General features: G+C 68.0%; 15 protein-coding genes. 9 read left to right on the top strand and 6 right to left on the bottom strand.

The features are described 5' to 3' along the window. The first annotated feature begins 105 nt into the window (after nucleotides 1–105). The 4 genes from OG394_RS21790 to OG394_RS21805 all read left to right on the top strand — a co-directional run bounded on the left by OG394_RS21790 (nucleotide 106) and on the right by OG394_RS21805 (nucleotide 4647). Entirely contained in the window at nucleotides 106–2364 is a 2259-nt protein-coding gene (locus OG394_RS21790; protein ID WP_328988860.1) for a DEAD/DEAH box helicase, read from the top strand. A 36-nt stretch (nucleotides 2365–2400) separates the two neighbouring features. After that, nucleotides 2401–2859: a MarR family winged helix-turn-helix transcriptional regulator gene (locus tag OG394_RS21795; RefSeq protein ID WP_328988861.1), complete on the top strand. Its 459-nt coding sequence runs from the start codon at nucleotides 2401–2403 to the stop codon at nucleotides 2857–2859. A 78-nt stretch (nucleotides 2860–2937) separates the two neighbouring features. Next, nucleotides 2938–3852: an LLM class flavin-dependent oxidoreductase gene (locus OG394_RS21800; protein WP_328988862.1), complete on the top strand. Its 915-nt coding sequence runs from the start codon at nucleotides 2938–2940 to the stop codon at nucleotides 3850–3852. Between the two features lie 27 nt (nucleotides 3853–3879). Continuing rightward, entirely contained in the window at nucleotides 3880–4647 is a 768-nt protein-coding gene (locus OG394_RS21805; protein WP_328988863.1) for a dienelactone hydrolase family protein, read from the top strand. 195 nt (nucleotides 4648–4842) lie between these two features. On the opposite strand, the gene OG394_RS21810 is transcribed toward OG394_RS21805, so the two are convergent. Both OG394_RS21810 and OG394_RS21815 read right to left on the bottom strand, forming a co-directional pair. Next, nucleotides 4843–5235: a hypothetical protein gene (locus OG394_RS21810; protein WP_328988864.1), complete on the bottom strand. Its 393-nt coding sequence runs from the start codon at nucleotides 5233–5235 to the stop codon at nucleotides 4843–4845. 100 nt (nucleotides 5236–5335) lie between these two features. After that, nucleotides 5336–6841, bottom strand: a complete 1506-nt coding sequence (locus tag OG394_RS21815) for a fibronectin type III domain-containing protein (RefSeq protein WP_328988865.1) — start codon at nucleotides 6839–6841, stop codon at nucleotides 5336–5338. A gap of 123 nt (nucleotides 6842–6964) precedes the next feature. Here OG394_RS21815 and OG394_RS21820 point away from each other — a divergent pair, with 123 nt between their 5' ends. Further along, nucleotides 6965–7321: an MmcQ/YjbR family DNA-binding protein gene (locus tag OG394_RS21820; RefSeq protein ID WP_328988866.1), complete on the top strand. Its 357-nt coding sequence runs from the start codon at nucleotides 6965–6967 to the stop codon at nucleotides 7319–7321. A gap of 15 nt (nucleotides 7322–7336) precedes the next feature. Here the strand turns inward: OG394_RS21820 and OG394_RS21825 are convergent, their stop codons facing one another. After that, complete coding sequence (locus OG394_RS21825) at nucleotides 7337–7984, bottom strand: dihydrofolate reductase family protein (RefSeq protein ID WP_328988867.1); 648 nt, start codon at nucleotides 7982–7984, stop codon at nucleotides 7337–7339. A gap of 81 nt (nucleotides 7985–8065) precedes the next feature. Next, on the bottom strand, nucleotides 8066–9037 hold the full coding sequence (locus OG394_RS21830) for an RNA polymerase subunit sigma-70 (protein WP_328988868.1): 972 nt from the start codon (nucleotides 9035–9037) through the stop codon (nucleotides 8066–8068). A gap of 53 nt (nucleotides 9038–9090) precedes the next feature. On the opposite strand from OG394_RS21830, the gene OG394_RS21835 reads away from it, so the two are divergent. Genes OG394_RS21835 through OG394_RS21845 form a run of 3 tightly spaced genes read left to right on the top strand, consistent with a single transcriptional unit; the run spans nucleotide 9091 to nucleotide 11446 of the window. Further along, nucleotides 9091–9633, top strand: coding sequence for a Chromate resistance protein ChrB (locus OG394_RS21835; RefSeq protein ID WP_328988869.1), 543 nt, complete (start codon nucleotides 9091–9093; stop codon nucleotides 9631–9633). Beyond that, a complete protein-coding gene (locus OG394_RS21840; protein WP_328988870.1) occupies nucleotides 9633–10811 on the top strand; it encodes an MFS transporter in 1179 nt (392 codons plus the stop codon). The genes OG394_RS21835 and OG394_RS21840 overlap by 1 nt, the downstream gene beginning before the upstream one ends. A gap of 11 nt (nucleotides 10812–10822) precedes the next feature. Next, nucleotides 10823–11446: a class I SAM-dependent methyltransferase gene (locus OG394_RS21845; protein ID WP_328988871.1), complete on the top strand. Its 624-nt coding sequence runs from the start codon at nucleotides 10823–10825 to the stop codon at nucleotides 11444–11446. Between the two features lie 3 nt (nucleotides 11447–11449). Here the strand turns inward: OG394_RS21845 and OG394_RS21850 are convergent, their stop codons facing one another. Continuing rightward, complete coding sequence (locus OG394_RS21850; protein ID WP_328996857.1) at nucleotides 11450–12148, bottom strand: GAF and ANTAR domain-containing protein; 699 nt, start codon at nucleotides 12146–12148, stop codon at nucleotides 11450–11452. Between the two features lie 133 nt (nucleotides 12149–12281). Here OG394_RS21850 and OG394_RS21855 point away from each other — a divergent pair, with 133 nt between their 5' ends. Continuing rightward, nucleotides 12282–12851 (top strand): O-methyltransferase, encoded by a 570-nt coding sequence (locus tag OG394_RS21855; protein WP_328988872.1) that lies wholly within the window; start codon nucleotides 12282–12284, stop codon nucleotides 12849–12851. Here the strand turns inward: OG394_RS21855 and OG394_RS21860 are convergent. Continuing rightward, nucleotides 12848–15439, bottom strand: coding sequence for a S8 family peptidase (locus tag OG394_RS21860; RefSeq protein WP_328988873.1), 2592 nt, complete (start codon nucleotides 15437–15439; stop codon nucleotides 12848–12850). The genes OG394_RS21855 and OG394_RS21860 overlap by 4 nt on opposite strands. Between the last annotated feature and the right edge of the window lie 125 nt (nucleotides 15440–15564).

Consider the following 15564-nt stretch of genomic DNA (forward strand, 5'->3'; position numbering starts at 1 on the left):
TCGCGTCGCCGAGTGACGACTGAGGATCGGCGTCGGCCGGGGGAACGTGCGATGTCGCCATCGCGCCACGGGAAACCCACCCGTGGCAGTACAGAGGAGGGGTCTTTGGCCCGACAACGTCAGCGCCAGTCCGGCACCGAACGCCAGTCCGGCACTGAGCGCCGATCCGCGACCACCCGCGGATCCGGCAGCAAACGCGAGCCCGCCAAGCGCGAGCCTGCCAAACGCGAACCCGCCAAGCGCCAATCGGCCAAGCGCGAGGATGGCGCGGCACCTCGCCGCCGCCGTCGCGTCCGCGATCTCGACACCGACGGCGTCATCCCGGTCCTTGCCCGCGCCGTACGGGAGGTGGAGACAGCCGTAGAGCGCGGCCGCATCCAGCCTTCGGTGCGCACCAAGTTCCAGGTCGTCGGCCTGCTGGTCCGCCAGGAGCGAGCCCGCGTGAAGACCGACGAGGCCGCCACCGAGACCTACCGCTCCGAGCAGCTGAGACGCCTCGACGGAATCGCGACGATTCTCGCGAAGACCGCCGCCCGCGACACCTCGCTGCTCGCGCTGCTGGCCGAGGACGCCGTCATGTCCGACGCGGCCGTCGCGCTCAAGCGCAACATGCTGGCCGCCGCCGGTCTCGAGGCGCCGCCCGAGGAGCCGGCCATCGCCGAGCCGAGCCCGACCGACGTCAAGCCCGAGCGCCGGGTCGTGCCGCAGGCAGTCGTTTCGCGCCAGCTCGCCAATCCCTTCCTCGCGCCCGACTTCTCGGCCGCGCCACCCCGCGAGCCTCTCGCGCGGCGCTTGGCCGGGTGGGAGCTGATCAACCCGCTGCTCAAGTCCTTCGAGTACGCCGGACCTTCGGCGTGCAAGGCCCTTCCCGAGCCATCCTTCGTACGGGTGCCGGACGGCCTGGAGTTGATGCGGCACCAGGCGCAGCTGGTCGCGTCGGCCGCGGGCGGGCATCGGACCTTCCTGCTGGCCGATGAGCCGGGCCTCGGCAAGACGGCGCAGGCGTTGCTCGCCGCGCAGGCCGCCGACGCGTACCCGCTGCTCGTCGTCGTACCGAATGTCGTCAAGACCAGCTGGGCCCGCGAGGCCGGTCGCTGGACACCGCGGAAGACCGCCACGGTGATCCACGGCGACGGTGATGCGATCGATGGGTTCGCGGACATCGTCGTGGTCAACTACGAGGTGCTCGACCGGCATGTCGGCTGGCTCGGCGACCTCGGTTTCCGCGGCATGGTCGTCGACGAGGCGCACTTCATCAAGAACAAGAAGTCCCAGCGCTCGCAGCATGTTCTGCAACTGTCCGAGCGGATCCGGGCCCGCACCGCGCGTCCGTTGCTGATGGCACTGACCGGCACCCCGCTGATCAACGACATCGAGGACTTCAAGGCGATCTGGCAGTTCCTCGGCTGGATCGACGACACCAAGCCGGGCGCCGCACTGATGGAGTCGCTCGAGGACACCGGTCTGACCCCGGCCGATCCCGGCTTCTACGCGGCCGCTCGCGGTCGGGTGATCGACATGGGAGTCGTACGCCGCCGCAAGGTCGACGTGGCTGCCGATATCCCCGCCCGCCGGGTCGCCGATATGCCCGTCGAACTCGACGACGCCGCCGGCCGCTCGATCCGGGCGGCCGAGCGGGAGCTCGCGGACCGCCTCGTGGCGCGCTACGAGACCGCGCTCGAGACGCGTATGGCCGGCAGCGTCGTGGACGGCATCGACCACGAGCTGGTGCGTTTGGTCGCGGGTTGGGAGCGGACCGAGGCGAACAAGTCGAAGTCCGGCGACAACGTGTTCAACCTGGTGCGCCGGATCGGCAAGGCGAAGGCCGGCTTGGCCGCCGACTATGCCGCGCAGCTCGCGCACAACGTCGGCAAGGTCGTCTTCTTCGCCAAGCACATCGAGGTGATGGACGTCGCCGAGCGGTTGTTCGAGGAGCGCGGTATCCGCTACTCCTCGATCCGGGGCGATCAAACCTCGAAGGCCCGGCAGAAGAACATCGACGCGTTCGTGAACGATCCCGACGTCTCCATCGCGGTCTGCTCGCTGATGGCCGCGGGCGTCGGCCTCAACCTGCAGGTGGCCTCCAACGTCGTGCTCGCCGAGCTCTCGTGGACGGATGCCGAGCAGACGCAGGCCATCGATCGCGTCCACCGCATCGGTCAGGACCAGCCGGTCACCGCGTGGCGGATCATCGCCGCGCAGACCATCGACACCAGGATCGTGGACCTCATCGACAGCAAGGCGGGTCTTGCCGCCGTAGCGCTCGACGGTTCCGACGACGAGGTGTCGTTGTCGGCCGACATCCAGCTCGAAGCGCTCGCCACCCTGCTGACCAACGCCCTCGAGGAGCGTGACGCCCGATAGTTCGTCTCGCGAACTTCTCCCTGTTATCTTGGCTGCGTGGGCAAAGGTGATGAGGGTCAGATCGGCGTTGTGGCCGCGCTGGTTCGGTCGGCGTTCTTGGTCAATGCCGTGTACGCCGAATCGGGGCGCGAGTTCGGCCTTACGCCGCAGCAGGGGCAATTGCTCTGCGTTTTGATGGCGCAGCCGTTCGGCATGGGCGAGCTGGGCGCGATGCTGGGACTCGCCAAATCGAGTATCACCGGGCTGGTCGATCGCACCGAGCGCAACGGTCTGGTGCGGCGCGAGTCCGATCCGTCGGACACGCGCGCGGTTCGGGTCGCGCTCACTCCGCGAGGACGCAAGCTGGCGGAGGAGTTCTACGCCGAAACCTGCCGCCGGGTTGACGAACTACCGGCCGGACTCACCGCCGCCGAGCGCGACGTACTCGCCGGATTGCTCGGCCGGGTCGTGGTGGACAACGAGGTCCCGGTCGTCTTCATGGAACTGGAGCACTGACAGCGCATTTAGGTTGCGGTTCGTAGTACGAACTATTATGGTTCGTACTACGAACTCGATCACTGTGAGGTGCGCAAAATGTCTGGACAGGAAATTTCCTTCGGCTTCGGTGCGAATAGCGCCATCGGCCGGGTGCCGGAGCTGCTGCGCCTGGTCCAGCAGGCCGACGCCGAAGGACTGGATGTCTTCTCGGTATCGGATCACCCCTATCTCGGCACGAACCTGGACGCCTATGCCACGGTCGGATTTCTGCTGGGGCGTACGCAGCACATCTCTGGCCTGGTCAACGTCACCAACCTGCCGACCCGGCCGGCCCCGATGCTGGCGCGCACGGTGACGTCGCTGTCGGCGCTCTCCGGCGGCCGCATCGTCCTCGGCATGGGCGCGGGCGGTCTGTGGGATCGCATCACCGACCTGGGCGTGCCGCGACTCTCGCCCGGCGAGGCCGTGGACGCCTTCGAGGAAGGGATCATCCTGGTCAAGCGGTTGTCCGGTGGCGGTCCGCCCGTCACCCACGAGGGGCGCCACTACCGGGTGAACCGGATCGACCCGGCGCCCGTGGCCGCGTCCCCCGTGTGGACCGGCTCGGTCGGCAAGAAGTCCCTGGCCGCCACCGGTCGCGTGGCCGACGGCTGGATCCCCGGCCACGCGGCCGATTGGCTCAGCGAGCGCTATCGGACCTCCCGGCCGATCATCGACGAAGCGGCGATCGCAGTCGGCCGCGATCCACGCGAGATCCGCACGGTCTTCAACCTCCCCGGCCGCATCACCGAGCGCCCGCTGGCCGCCACGCGTGACCACAACGGCCGATGGCTCGGCGGCTCGGTCGACCAGTGGATCGAAGAACTCACGGGCGCCGTACTGGAACACAACGCCGCCGGCTTCACCCTCTTCGCGTCCGACCACGCCACTCCAGACGCCATCACCCTCAGCCGCTGGGCCACCGAGATCGCGCCCGCCGTACGCGAACTCACCGCAAAAGCGGCCGCCTGACCCGCGTCTGGCTGCCAGGATGCTGGGGTGGAGGAGATTCGCTGGCCTGGTTCGCCAGTTGTCGCGGACGGCGTTTTGGAGCGCCGGTTCGACCTAGTGCGGGACGGCGGCGTCGTACCGGGAGTTTTGTGGTTGCCGGAGCGGGGTGGGCAGGCGGCGCCGCTTGTGCTGATGGGACACGGTGGCAGCGGGCATAAGCGGACAGATCGTCAGGTACGTATGGCCAGGTGGTTCGCGTGTACGGCGGGGATCGCGTCGGCGGCGATCGACGGGCCGTACCACGGCGACCGAGTGCCCGAGCCGGTCGAGAGTCGCGAATACCAGCAGCGAATGGCGGCCAGCGGCGTCGACGTGATCACGAACGGCATGGTCGACGACTGGTGCGCAACCGTCGACGCCCTTGCGCAGCTAGACGCCATCGATGCCGACCGCGTTGCGTACCTAGGCTTCTCGATGGGCACACGCTTCGGCTTGCCGTACGTCGCAGCCGCAGGCCCACGTTTGCGCTGCGCGGTGCTCGGCAAATACGGAATGCGCCAGCCGTCGGCAATGCCTGCAGGAGTGGATATGGCGCCACGCTTCACTCGGGAGGCGCCGAGGATCACCGTGCCGACGCTGTTCCACGTGCAATGGGATGACGAGCTCTTCGACCGCGCCGGCCAATTCGAGTTGTTCGAGCTACTCGGCTCGCCGGACAAGCAACTAATCGCCTTCCCCGGCGCACACCACACCACCACGCCCGCAGCCATCACCGCCTGGTCCAGCTTCGTCGCCCACCACCTCGCGAACGGGTGAGAGGGTCCGTCCCGTGCGGTACGGGGTTTACACGGCACGGGACGGACCGAGCGGAACGATCCCGGGGGGAGGAGATCGTTCCGTCTTGCCGAAGATGTCACGCGAAGCAAGGGGCCGTCAGCAACAATTGCAGCTAGTTGCATCGCGTTGCCGGAAGCTGCAACGCATCGCATTCACTGCACGTCGAGACGGCCGTCAGACGCGCGAGAGGTGCAGCGCTACGGGCTGGTCGCTGCCGAGCCAGACCATCTCGCCGTACGACGAGTCGCTCCGGCGCATCCTCAGACCTGGTACGCCTTCGATCTCGCCCTCGTAGTCCTTGGCCGCCAGCTGCGACAGTACGACGGCCAGTTCCGGGCCGCCGCTCCACTCGAGGCGGGCGGCGTGCGAGTGGGTCTGCCACATGTCGACCCACTCGGCGGGGTCATCGGTGAACAACGACGTCCGCAGGTTCTCCGCCACCTGGCCGAGCAACGTGGCCGCTGGGGTCGCAGAGACCCGGAGGCGTCTTCTCTCGTTGGCGGACAGCTCCTGGCTCTGCAGGATCTCCGGGTCAACACTGGCCAGACTCAAGTCAGTACGCTCCACTTGTCTCATCACGGACTACACAGTCGTGAGAACAGAATCGTGAAGCGGCGAGGCTGCCCGGCGCGCTCGACACGCCGGGCCGCACTCTGTCAGAACTCAATCAGCTCGGGACGATGATGTGGTCGGAGTAGTTCGACAGCACCACGTTCGAGCCGTCGGTCACCTCGACCCGGTAGAGCTGGTCCGAGCCCGGCGTCAGCCCGGTGTCGGTGAAGGTGAGCTGCTCCGTCCGCCACCACTCGGCGAAACCCGTCCAGGTGTGGACCAGCTGCCGGTTGGTACCGCGGAAGAGCTTGTACGTCAGCGTCGTGTCGTCCGCGTCGTACACCGTTCGCACGTTGACGCGGATGGACCCGCGCGCCACCCCGGAGACGAGCGGCTTGGTCGGTTTGGCCGGCGCCGCACCAGGGCCGGTCGGTACGAAGCGGGTGATGCCCTGCTGGCCGCCGCCGTTGACCTTCTTGAAGTCGCCGCCGACCCAGAGGTTGGTGCCGTCGGTCGTCATCGCGAGCGGGCCGACCTCGGTGGGCGGTCCGGCGTCGGTGTTCGGCGTCCAGGGACCGATCTTGCCGGTGAGCGGATCCTGCACCAGCAAAAAGCGATAACCCGCGCCTTCGGGGAAATTCCCCATGCTCGAGCAGTCGTGCGCGTGCGAGCCTTTGTAAAGCCAGCCATTGATGTATTCGATGGCCTCGGTCGCACCCAGGCAGGTGTTTCGCCAAACCAATTCACCGGTGCCGGTGTCAGCGGCCCAGGTGCCGTCGAAACACCCCCTTCCACTGCCGGCATTCGCGAAGAAGACGCGATTGCCGTGGGAGGTGATGTCGCGGACCCGGGAGGTGCAGCTCCAGGACGGCGCGGGCACGGCCTTCGCGGCGGCGAAGGAGCGGACGGTGCCGCTGACCGGGTCGAGGCTGACCACTGTGTTCGCCGCCACACCGTTCACCTTGCTGAAGGGGCCACCGGCGTACAGCTTGGTGCCGTCGTCGGTCACCTCCAGCGCGTAGACCTCGTTGTTGGCCTCCGGTGCCCAGGGCAACAAACTTCCGGTGTCGGCGGTGACGGCCGCGAGGCGGAGCCTGTCGACGTTGTTGACCAGGCTGAACGAACCGCCAAGCCAGACGGTGTTGCCGCGCACCTCGATGGCCTTGACCCGCCAGGACGCCGACGGCTTCCACTGGTTGCTGAGGGCACCCGTTGCCGCGTCGAAGGCGGCCAGCTTCTTGCGGGTGACGCCGTTGACCGTGGTGAAGTCGCCACCGACGAAGATCCGCTTGCCATCGGCCGAGGCGGCGATCGAGTAGACCGCGTCGTTCAGCACCGGGTTGAAGCTCGTATCGAGGGCTCCGGTGACGGCGTCGAAACGCGCCAGGTACGTGCGGGCGACCTCGTTGGTCCCCGCGACGGAACCCGGCGGACGGACCGAGGTGAACCGGCCGCCCGCATAAACCTTGCCGCCACTGACCGCCAGAATGCGGACATCGGCGTTCGTCTGCCAGATCGGCTGGGCGACAGCCGTCAGCGACGCACCGGTGCCCTGGGCCGGGATCGACGGCAGCAGTGCCGCGCCCAGGACTCCGAGCACGGCAAAGCAGACTTTCCTCACGCAAAACCCCCACAGATCAGTGGCCGAATCCCCCGGGGCACTAGAGCACGGAAACCGCCGTCCGCACAATGACGGTTACCAAAACTTTGCCCAACGAACCTGAGCGGCAGGCATCATGGGCGCGTGCTTGACGCAGACGACGTACGCCGGATCGCCCTCTCGCTACCGCAGACGACCGAGAAGGAGCGGTGGAACCATCCGACGTTCGATGTGGCCGGCCGGATGTTCGTCACCGTGCCGGATGACCAGACGTCGTTCGCGGTGCGTTGTCCCCGGCTCGAACGCAACGAGCTGATCGCGGCCGAGCCGGAGAAGTTCTGGGTACCGCCGCACGAGGCCGGCTCGTCCTGGGTTCGCGCCCGTCTCGATGCGCTGGAGGATCTCGACGAGCTGTACGACATCCTCGTCGACTCGTGGAAACAGGCCGCGCCCCCGGCCCTGGCGGACGAAGAACTCCCGCCAGGGCCCGGACGCCGCTAAGACCTACTGGGGGACCTACGACTGGGGGACGACGGCGTACTGGGCGACGAAGTTCTCCGAGCCCTCGAACGTACGAACGCCCTGCAGCTTGAGCGGGGAGACCGTGCCGGCGGGGAACGGCACCACTCCATCCGGCCGCTGCACGCCGACCATGCCGACGGGAGCGACCGTACCGGCCTCGAACATCGGCGTACCCTCGCCGAGCACCACCGGCCCGTACATCAAGTGGATCTCGTCGACCAGGCCCGCGGCCAGCAGGTCATGCCAGAGCGTGCGACTGCCGAACATGATGATGTCGCCGCCCTCCTCGGCCTTCAGCTCCGCGATCCGCTTGCGGGCGTCCGCCCGGGCGACGACCTCGGTGTCGGCCCAAGGCGCGGCCGCGGTCAGGGTGTCCGACACCACGACCCTCTCGATCGTGTTGTTGATCCGCGAGATCGCCCGCAACACCTCCGGCGCCTCCTCATCGGCGGCCACGTCCGGCCAGAAGCCGAGGAAGTCCGTGTACGTCTTGCGGCCGAGCAGCAACGTGGACGCGGCCTGCAACCGCTCGAGGTTGTGGTCGTTGAACGCGTCGCCCATGGGCAGGGCCATCACGTCGAAGTCCTTGCCCTCGAAGTAGCCGTCCAGGGAAACGATGGCGGTGACGATCAGCTTGCGCATCTCGGGTGCTCCTCTCGATGGCGTGCGTTCGTTCGCACGCTCTTATTCAGGTAGAGACGAGGAGTCGCCCGGATTCATCGGTCAGTCCGAAAATTCTTCCGGCAGGCCGTAGCGCGCGAGCATCGCCGGATCGATGAAGGACGCCAGCCAGCTGATCCGGCCGTCGCGAATGCTCAACACGGTGACGCCTGTGAGCGCGAACCGGCCGGCCTCGTTTCGCATGTAGCAGACCAGCGCGGGCTGCCCGTTCGCCCAGATCGGCCGCACTCGCCAAGGCGCGACGAACATCCGCTCGGTCAGGAACGCCCCGACGTTCGCGCGGCCCTCGAACCAGGCCGGCAGCGGCGGCATCGTGAACTTCGCGTCCTCTGTCAGCAGCGCCAGCAAGGCGTCGACGTCAGCCTTGTGCCAGGCCGACACCAGCGCCTCGACCAACTCGCGTTGTGCCGCCGCGCCAAGGGCCGCCACCTCGGCCTGCTGGGACACCGGCGGCACCCGCTCCTCGACGGTCTTACGCGCCCGCTGCAACGCCGAGTTCACCGATGCGGGCGTGGTGTCGAGGATGTCGGCCACCTCGGCGGCGGAATACTCCAGCACCTCGCGAAGAATCAGGACGGCCCGCTGGTTGGCCGGGAGGTGCTGCAGCGCCGCGACGAACGCCAGCTCCACCGACTCCCTTTGCGCGAGCGGATCGTCTACGTCGTCCAGCCAAGGCTCGATCCAGACCTCTCCGGGTACGACGTCGCCGAGGTCCGCGGTCTGCGTGAACGCCGGGCCGTGGTCGGGCGAGAGCATTCGCGGCGGGCGTTTCGCGCTCAGTCGCAGGCAGGCGTTGGTGCAGATCCGGTAGAGCCAGGTGCGCAACGAACTGCGGCCCTCGAAACCACCGAAGGCCTTCCACGCGCTGAGCAGGGTCTCCTGGACGGCGTCCTCGGCGTCGTACATCGAGCCGAGCATCCGATAGCTGTGCGCCGTCAGCTCCCGGCGATGTCCCGCGACCAGTTGCTCAAACGCCGCCGCGTCGCCACCTCGCGCCGCCTCCACCAGGTCCATACCGCGACCCTAGTACTCCCGCGGGTGATGTAGCAGGTGTTACATTTCTGGATGTGACTACCCGGTGGATCGTCTTGCTCGTACGACTGCCCGCAGGCCCGTCTCGTCATCGCGTGGCGGTGTGGCGGGAGCTTCGCCGGATCGGCGCGCTCTCGCTGGGGCAAGGGTCCTGGGCGGTGCCGGACGTGCCGGTCTTCGCCGCGGGACTCGCGCGCGCGACTGAGCTCGCGACTCGCGCTGAGGGCGAGGTGGTGACGCTGGAGGCAGCGGGTCGTACGGCGGCGGACTCCCGGCGGCTGGAGGAGCTCTTCGCGGCCGCCCGTCGGGAGGACTGGACGGAGTTCTTGGCCGACTGCGGCAAGTTCGAGGCGGAGTTGGCGAAGGAGATCCGGCAGGCCAAGTTCACTCTGGCGGAGCTCGAAGAGGAGGAGCAGTCGCTCGAACGGCTCCGCCGCTGGCATCGCGACCTGACCGCCCGAGACGTCTTCGGCACGCCAGAGGCTGCACAGGCTTCGCAGCGACTTGCTTCCTGTGCAACCGCGTGCGAGGACTATGCCGAACGTGTGATCGCCGCACTCCACGGCACGGACGTTTGATGTCTACCAAGCGGCAGATGTGGCCTTTGTACGCCGCAGGCTTCACGACCGCCTTCGGCGCGCACGGGATCGCGGCAAGCCTTGGAGCGTCTGGCGATGCCGTTACCTCTCTGCTGGTTCTCGGTGGACTACTAGCGCTGTACGACGGTGCTGAGGTCGTACTGAAGCCACTGTTCGGCACACTCGCTGATCGGGTTGGTGCGCGTCCTGTGCTCTTGGGAGGCCTAGTCGCGTTCGCAGCGGCCTCGGCGCTCTATGCGTTGGCGGACAGCCCTGGCTGGTTATGGGCGGCACGGCTCGGGCAAGGCGCTGCAGCCTCTGCCTTCTCCCCCTCGGCCTCTGCGTTGGTAGCAAGGCTCAACCCCACTGCCAAGCACGGTAGAGCCTTTGGCAGCTACGGGTTCTACAAGAGCATCGGCTACACCCTTGGCCCGTTGCTTGGCGGCGTACTCGTGTGGGCCGGCGGACTGCGGTTGTTGTTCGCCGTGATGGCTGTACTGGGCGTGGCGGTCGCTGTCTGGGCGTTGTTGGCTGTGCCGGCTGTGGCGCCTTTGCCCCGGTCGCGGCAGACGGTGGTCGACCTGGCCCGGCGGCTGGCCGAGCCGGCGTTCTGGCAGCCGACTGCGGCCCTTGCCGGTGCTACCGCCGCGTTGTCGGTGGGCGTCGGCTTCCTCCCGGTCTCGGGCGCGATCGCGGGTCTCGGCGCCATCGCGACCGGCGCGGCCGTCTCGGTATTGGCCGCGACCGCCGCGTTCGTCCAACCACAAGCCGGCCGAGCTCTCGACAGCGGACGGCTCACCACTCGCGCCGGGCTGACGATCGGCCTACTGGTGACCGCTGCCGGATTGGCCTTCGCGATGGTGCCGGGATTGCCGGGCATCCTGGCGGCCGCCGTACTGATCGGAACCGGCACCGGCCTGATCACGCCGCTGGGCTTCGCCGCCCTGGCCACCTCGGCACCACCGGAACGCCTCGGCCAGACGATGGGCTCCGCCGAACTCGGTCGCGAACTCGGCGACGCGGGCGGCCCACTCCTCGTCGCAGCCATCGCGACCGTGACCACTCTCGCCTTCGGATTCGCCGCTCTCGCCTTGTTGCTGGCGGTTTTCCCCGTCGTCTTGCTCGTCGTACGACGTGGCGCATCGCGCGATCCGGAAAATGTCGGAGGCGAGCTCTAGGGTCCTCGACCATGGACTTCCTGCAGAGCACCCGCGAGTCGTACGACGCCATGGCACCGGCTTATGCCGAGGCCCATACCGGTTTGTCCGAGCAGCCTTTGGACCGCGCGCTGATGGCGGCGTTCGCGGAGCTGGTGCCGGCCGGGCCGATCGCCGAGCTGGGGTCGGGTCCGGGGCAGACGACGGCCCATCTGCGGGAGCTCGAGCTGGATGTGTTCGGGATCGACCTGTCGCCTCAGATGGTCGAGATCGCGCGGGCGAGGAATCCGGGCGTGCGGTTCGAGGTGGGATCGATGACCGCGATCGACGAGCCGGACGAGTCGTTGGCGGGGATCGTCTCGTGGTTCGCGCTGATGCACATCCCGCCTTCGGAATTGCCCGGCGTCTTCGCGGAGATGCGCCGGGTGCTGAAACCGGGAGGCCAGATCGCGATCGCAACGCTCGCCGGGGACGAGCTCGTCCGTCGTACCGAGGCATTCGGGCAGGAGATCGAGCTGGAGTACTACATGCGTGGCGTGGAGACCGTCGCGACGGCGATGAGCGAGGCCGGCCTGGTCCCCCACACCCGAGTGAGCCGGGATCCGGCCGGAGAGGAGCGATATCCGCGTACCTACATACTTGCCGGCCGCCCCTAGCTGTCAGTGCGCCGGGAGGTTGCGGGTGTCGATTACTTGTTGGGCGACGTCGCGGAGTTTGGTGTTGGTGTCCTGGGAGTAGCGCTTGAGGATGGCGAAGGCGCGATCCCCGTCGACGTCGAACTTGATCATCAGGATGCCCATCGCCTGCCCGACCAGCTTGCGGGCGTCGACCGCCTGCGTCATGGACTCGTCGTGCCGGGCGTGCGCGACGGCGACCGAGGCGTGCCGGGCGAGGATGTGGGCGATGGCCAGATCGTCGTCGCCGAACGCGTTCGGCTCGGTGCTGAACAGGCTGAGTACGCCGACGGTCTGTTCGCCGATCGCGAGTGGCATGTGCAGCACGCTGCCGAGGCCGAGCGCGCGCGCCTTAGCGGCCCATTCCGGCCAGCGGGTGTCGGTGCCGGTATCGCGCACGCCGATGATGATCTGCTCGCCGAGGGAATCGAGCAGCGGCCCGTCACCGGCGTCGAGCTGGAACCGGTAGAGCTTTTCGATCAGCGGATCCGTGACCGCGCCGATCTCGGCCCGGCCACCGCGCGCCGCGAGGACCAGCCCGGCGTACGTGCAGCTGACGGCCCGCAGAGCGAACTGCAGAACCGCGTCGACCGTCTCCTCCACGGAGGGCGCGTCATGCAACTCCACGGCCAACTCCGCGAACGTGCGAGCCACCAAGGGCTCGTCGGGGTTGAACTCCACCATCACCCGGCTCCAGACCTGCGTCACCCAAAAGCCACCCGCGCCAGTGGAGTGGTGCCCGATTTCTACCACGCCAAGCAACCGCCAAACCCCCTGGGCCTCGGCAGTAGCCGGTGCGGCGACCACAATGGGGCAGATGGGAGTCATTGAGGCGCCGTTGCTGGTTTTGGCAGCCATGGAGTTGGCGGGACAGACGGGGTTCACGTCGTCCTGCCAGCCCGAGCAAGGCCGGCTGTTGCACACGTTGGCCGGTGGTGCGAGCGCGGCCATTGGCGAGACCGGGACCGGCTGTGGCGTGGGGTTGGCGTGGCTGATCAGCGGTCGGCGGCCCGGCGTACGCGTGGTGAGCCTGGAGCGGAATCCCGAGCGAGCGGACGAGGCCCGCCGGTTGTTCGCCGACGAGCCGGACGTCGAGATCTATACCGGCGACTGGACCGAGATCACCCGGCACGGCCCGTTCGACCTGTTGTTCCTGGACGGTGGCGGCCACGGCAAACACGGCGTACCGATCGACCCCACCCAGGCCCTCAACCCCGGCGGCACGCTGGTCATCGACGACTTAACCCCGATGACCAGCTGGCCGCCCCACCACGACGGCTCGATCGACCAGGCCCGCCTGCACTGGCTCAACCACCCCGCCCTCCTCACCACCGAACTCCGCCTGGCCCCCAACCAGGCAACCCTCGTCGGGACGCGCAAGCCCTAGCGGAGGCGGCGGTTTGGCAGCGGTGGGACTACGCGAAGTTCGGTGAGGCTGGCTTCTTCGGGGCGGGAGATCTGGACGATGTAGGGGCCGGGTTCCAGGCCTTCGGTGTCGAGGAGGAGGCGGTCGTCGAGGGTTCGGGCCTCGCGGACGATCTCGCCGTTCCGGTCGATGAGGTCGATGCGAAGGTCTTCGCCAGGGTTACTGAACGCCAGCGCGGGCCCGTCGCCACGGTCTTCGCCGAGCTCGTAGAGGTAGTGCGTGACCCGGTCGACCACGCGCAGCGGCGGCGGATCGCCCCACCACTTCGGGAACACGTGCACCTCCTCCCATGGTCCGGGGATGATCCGGCTGTCGGTCTCCATCCGGGTGGAAATGCGATAGCGGGTGACCTGGCCACCGGTGACGCGGAGGTAGCACGTCGACTTCGGCGGCGGGTAGAGCGTCACGTTCCGGAGGTTCGTCCGGATTTCGATGACGTTGCGCCATTCGTCGTACAAGGTCACTTCGAGTGGCCGGTCGGAGTCGAAGACCGCGACGGCGGGACGGCTGAAGATCTTGCGATCCGGCACGTCCAGCCGGAAGTAGTCGGCGTTGACCGAGGTTTTCACGCCACCACCGATGTACGGCGAGAACAGCAGGTCGCGGTGCAACGTCGCGTCGTACGTGCCGGGGCCCCAGCTCCGCGTGAAGAAGGGGCTCCACTTGTTCGTCTCGAACAGCATGACGGCCGCCGACTCGAACGAGTCGTTCTTCTCGAACACGTCCCGCGGCAATGAGGCCGGCTGTTGTGTCACCCGCAGGCTGTACGCCGTTACGCCGCCGCCGGTGACACGAATTCGGTAATCACCGGGTGGCAGCAACCCGGTCAGCGTGAGCCCGCCGGAGGTGTCCGTCCGGGTCATGTCGTCGGGGCCGCGGACGTCCGGGTCCTCCCCTTCGACGAGTACGCCGAGCGTGCTGAGGCGTTCGTACCAGTCGACGGCCACGGTCACCGTCGAGAACCGCTCCACCCGGAACTTCCAGTAGTCGGTATCCCCCGACTTCGACCGCGCCGTGAACGGGCCGAGCCCCGGCTGGAGCGCACCACCCGGACCGGTCGGGATGAGCTGACTCGCGGTTGCCGGGGTGTTGTTCGGCTCGCTGTTGTCGGGCATCGCGGTACCGATGGCGGCGAACAGCGCGGCGAACGCGTCTAGTCCCTTCGTCACCCGGCCCGTCCCCTGCCAGGCGGTTTCGACCAGGATGCGGCGAATGTCGTGCGCGCTCAGGTTCGGGTTGGCGCTGCGCATCATCGCGGCAACGCCCGCCACGATCGGCGCGGCGAACGACGTACCGTTCTTCGTCGATCCGAGCGGGGCGGCTCCGTCCGGCGCGACCGGGATCGCCGTACCTGGTGCCCAGAGGTTGACCGACGAGCCGTAGTTCGAGAACCCGGCAGCGTTGTCGGAGGCGTCGAGTGCGCCGATCGTGAGTACGCCCGGCGTCCTGGTGGCAGGCCGGATGTTCTCATCATCCGGAAGGTCGAGCGTGCTGTTGCCGGCGGCCGCGATCAGCACCACGCCGTTGTCCGCCGCGAACTGGAACGCCTTGTCCCACGCGGTGGTCGGGAACCAGATTTCGTCCTGACCCCAGGTCCCGATGGACATGTTGAGTACGTCGAGCCCCCAGGCCGCGCAGATCCGTGCGCAGCGCATCATCTGGTCCACCGAGATGTCGGTCCGGAACAGCATCGGCGTGGCCACCGTCCCGCCGCTGCCCGCCGCCCCGGCCGCGTTGTTCAGGATGCCCGCGCCCGCACTGGCGACCGAGTTGCCGTGCCAGCCGTTCGACGGCGAAATCCCGCCCGCGGGCGTGCCCTCGGCCATCAGGTTGAGCTGCATCACGCCGGCGCCGAGGTCGGACGCGGTCTGCCCCGCCGCGACGATCGGTGCACCGTTGGCGTCGAGCCAGAACCCGTTGTCCAGCACGGCCAGTACGACGAACGGGTTGCTCCGCATCCGCTGGATCGAGTCCATCAACTGCCAGGCCTCGACCATCCGGGTCCGCCCGGCGAATGCCGCATAGGCGAACGGGTTGGCGCCGGCACCCGGTATCGCGCTTTCCGTTGCCGTCGACAACGGCATGGCGAGTGGTTCGCCGAACAGGTTGAGGCCGATCGGCCTTCCGTCCAAGGCGAATCGGGCCGTCATCGCCGCGACGGCCGCGCCCATCTCCGAACTCGCGAACACCTCGTCACCGCGGTCGCCGACCGCCCGCTGCAACAGATCGTCCTGCCCGTCGACCGCAGGCACCTCGCGAAACTTCAACCGTACGGCGACCGGGCCGCGCAACGCGTCTTCGCGGACGTGGATGCCCTCCGGCGGCTCGGGCAGTTCCCGATCGTCGATCACCTCCGCGCCGTACCGGCCGACGAGTTCGTCGATCAGCTCGCGGTCTTCCTCGTCGACGATCACCTCGTCCGCGACGTACACCGCGGCAGTCAGATCCGTCGGCCCGAGCGCCGCGACCGATCTCCCGGCCGTCCGGCTCCGCCAGTCGGCGTAGTGGGCGAGCACTCCACCCTCGTCAACACGCACTTGTCCCGTCATGCCATCCCCCAACGTTCTTACGGCCCCGGCTTCGGCACAGCCAAGAGCACCCCCGTCACCGAGTGTGCCCCCACCACGGCCACCACGACCAGACCTCGGCACTAGGCAGTAGCCGCGGTCCCTCC

The organism is Kribbella sp. NBC_01245 (assembly GCF_036226525.1).
GTDB lineage: Bacteria > Actinomycetota > Actinomycetes > Propionibacteriales > Kribbellaceae > Kribbella.

Coding starts and splice junctions, on each gene's coding strand:
- OG394_RS21800 (WP_328988862.1), top strand. CDS start 2,938: ATGTCTGGACAGGAAATTTCCTTCGGCTTCGGTGCGAATAGCGCCATC.
- OG394_RS21825 (WP_328988867.1), bottom strand. CDS start 7,984: ATGCGCAAGCTGATCGTCACCGCCATCGTTTCCCTGGACGGCTACTTC.
- OG394_RS21830 (WP_328988868.1), bottom strand. CDS start 9,037: ATGGACCTGGTGGAGGCGGCGCGAGGTGGCGACGCGGCGGCGTTTGAG.
- OG394_RS21840 (WP_328988870.1), top strand. CDS start 9,633: ATGTCTACCAAGCGGCAGATGTGGCCTTTGTACGCCGCAGGCTTCACG.
- OG394_RS21845 (WP_328988871.1), top strand. CDS start 10,823: ATGGACTTCCTGCAGAGCACCCGCGAGTCGTACGACGCCATGGCACCG.
- OG394_RS21850 (WP_328996857.1), bottom strand. CDS start 12,148: ATGGTGGAGTTCAACCCCGACGAGCCCTTGGTGGCTCGCACGTTCGCG.
- OG394_RS21855 (WP_328988872.1), top strand. CDS start 12,282: ATGGGAGTCATTGAGGCGCCGTTGCTGGTTTTGGCAGCCATGGAGTTG.
- OG394_RS21860 (WP_328988873.1), bottom strand. CDS start 15,439: ATGACGGGACAAGTGCGTGTTGACGAGGGTGGAGTGCTCGCCCACTAC.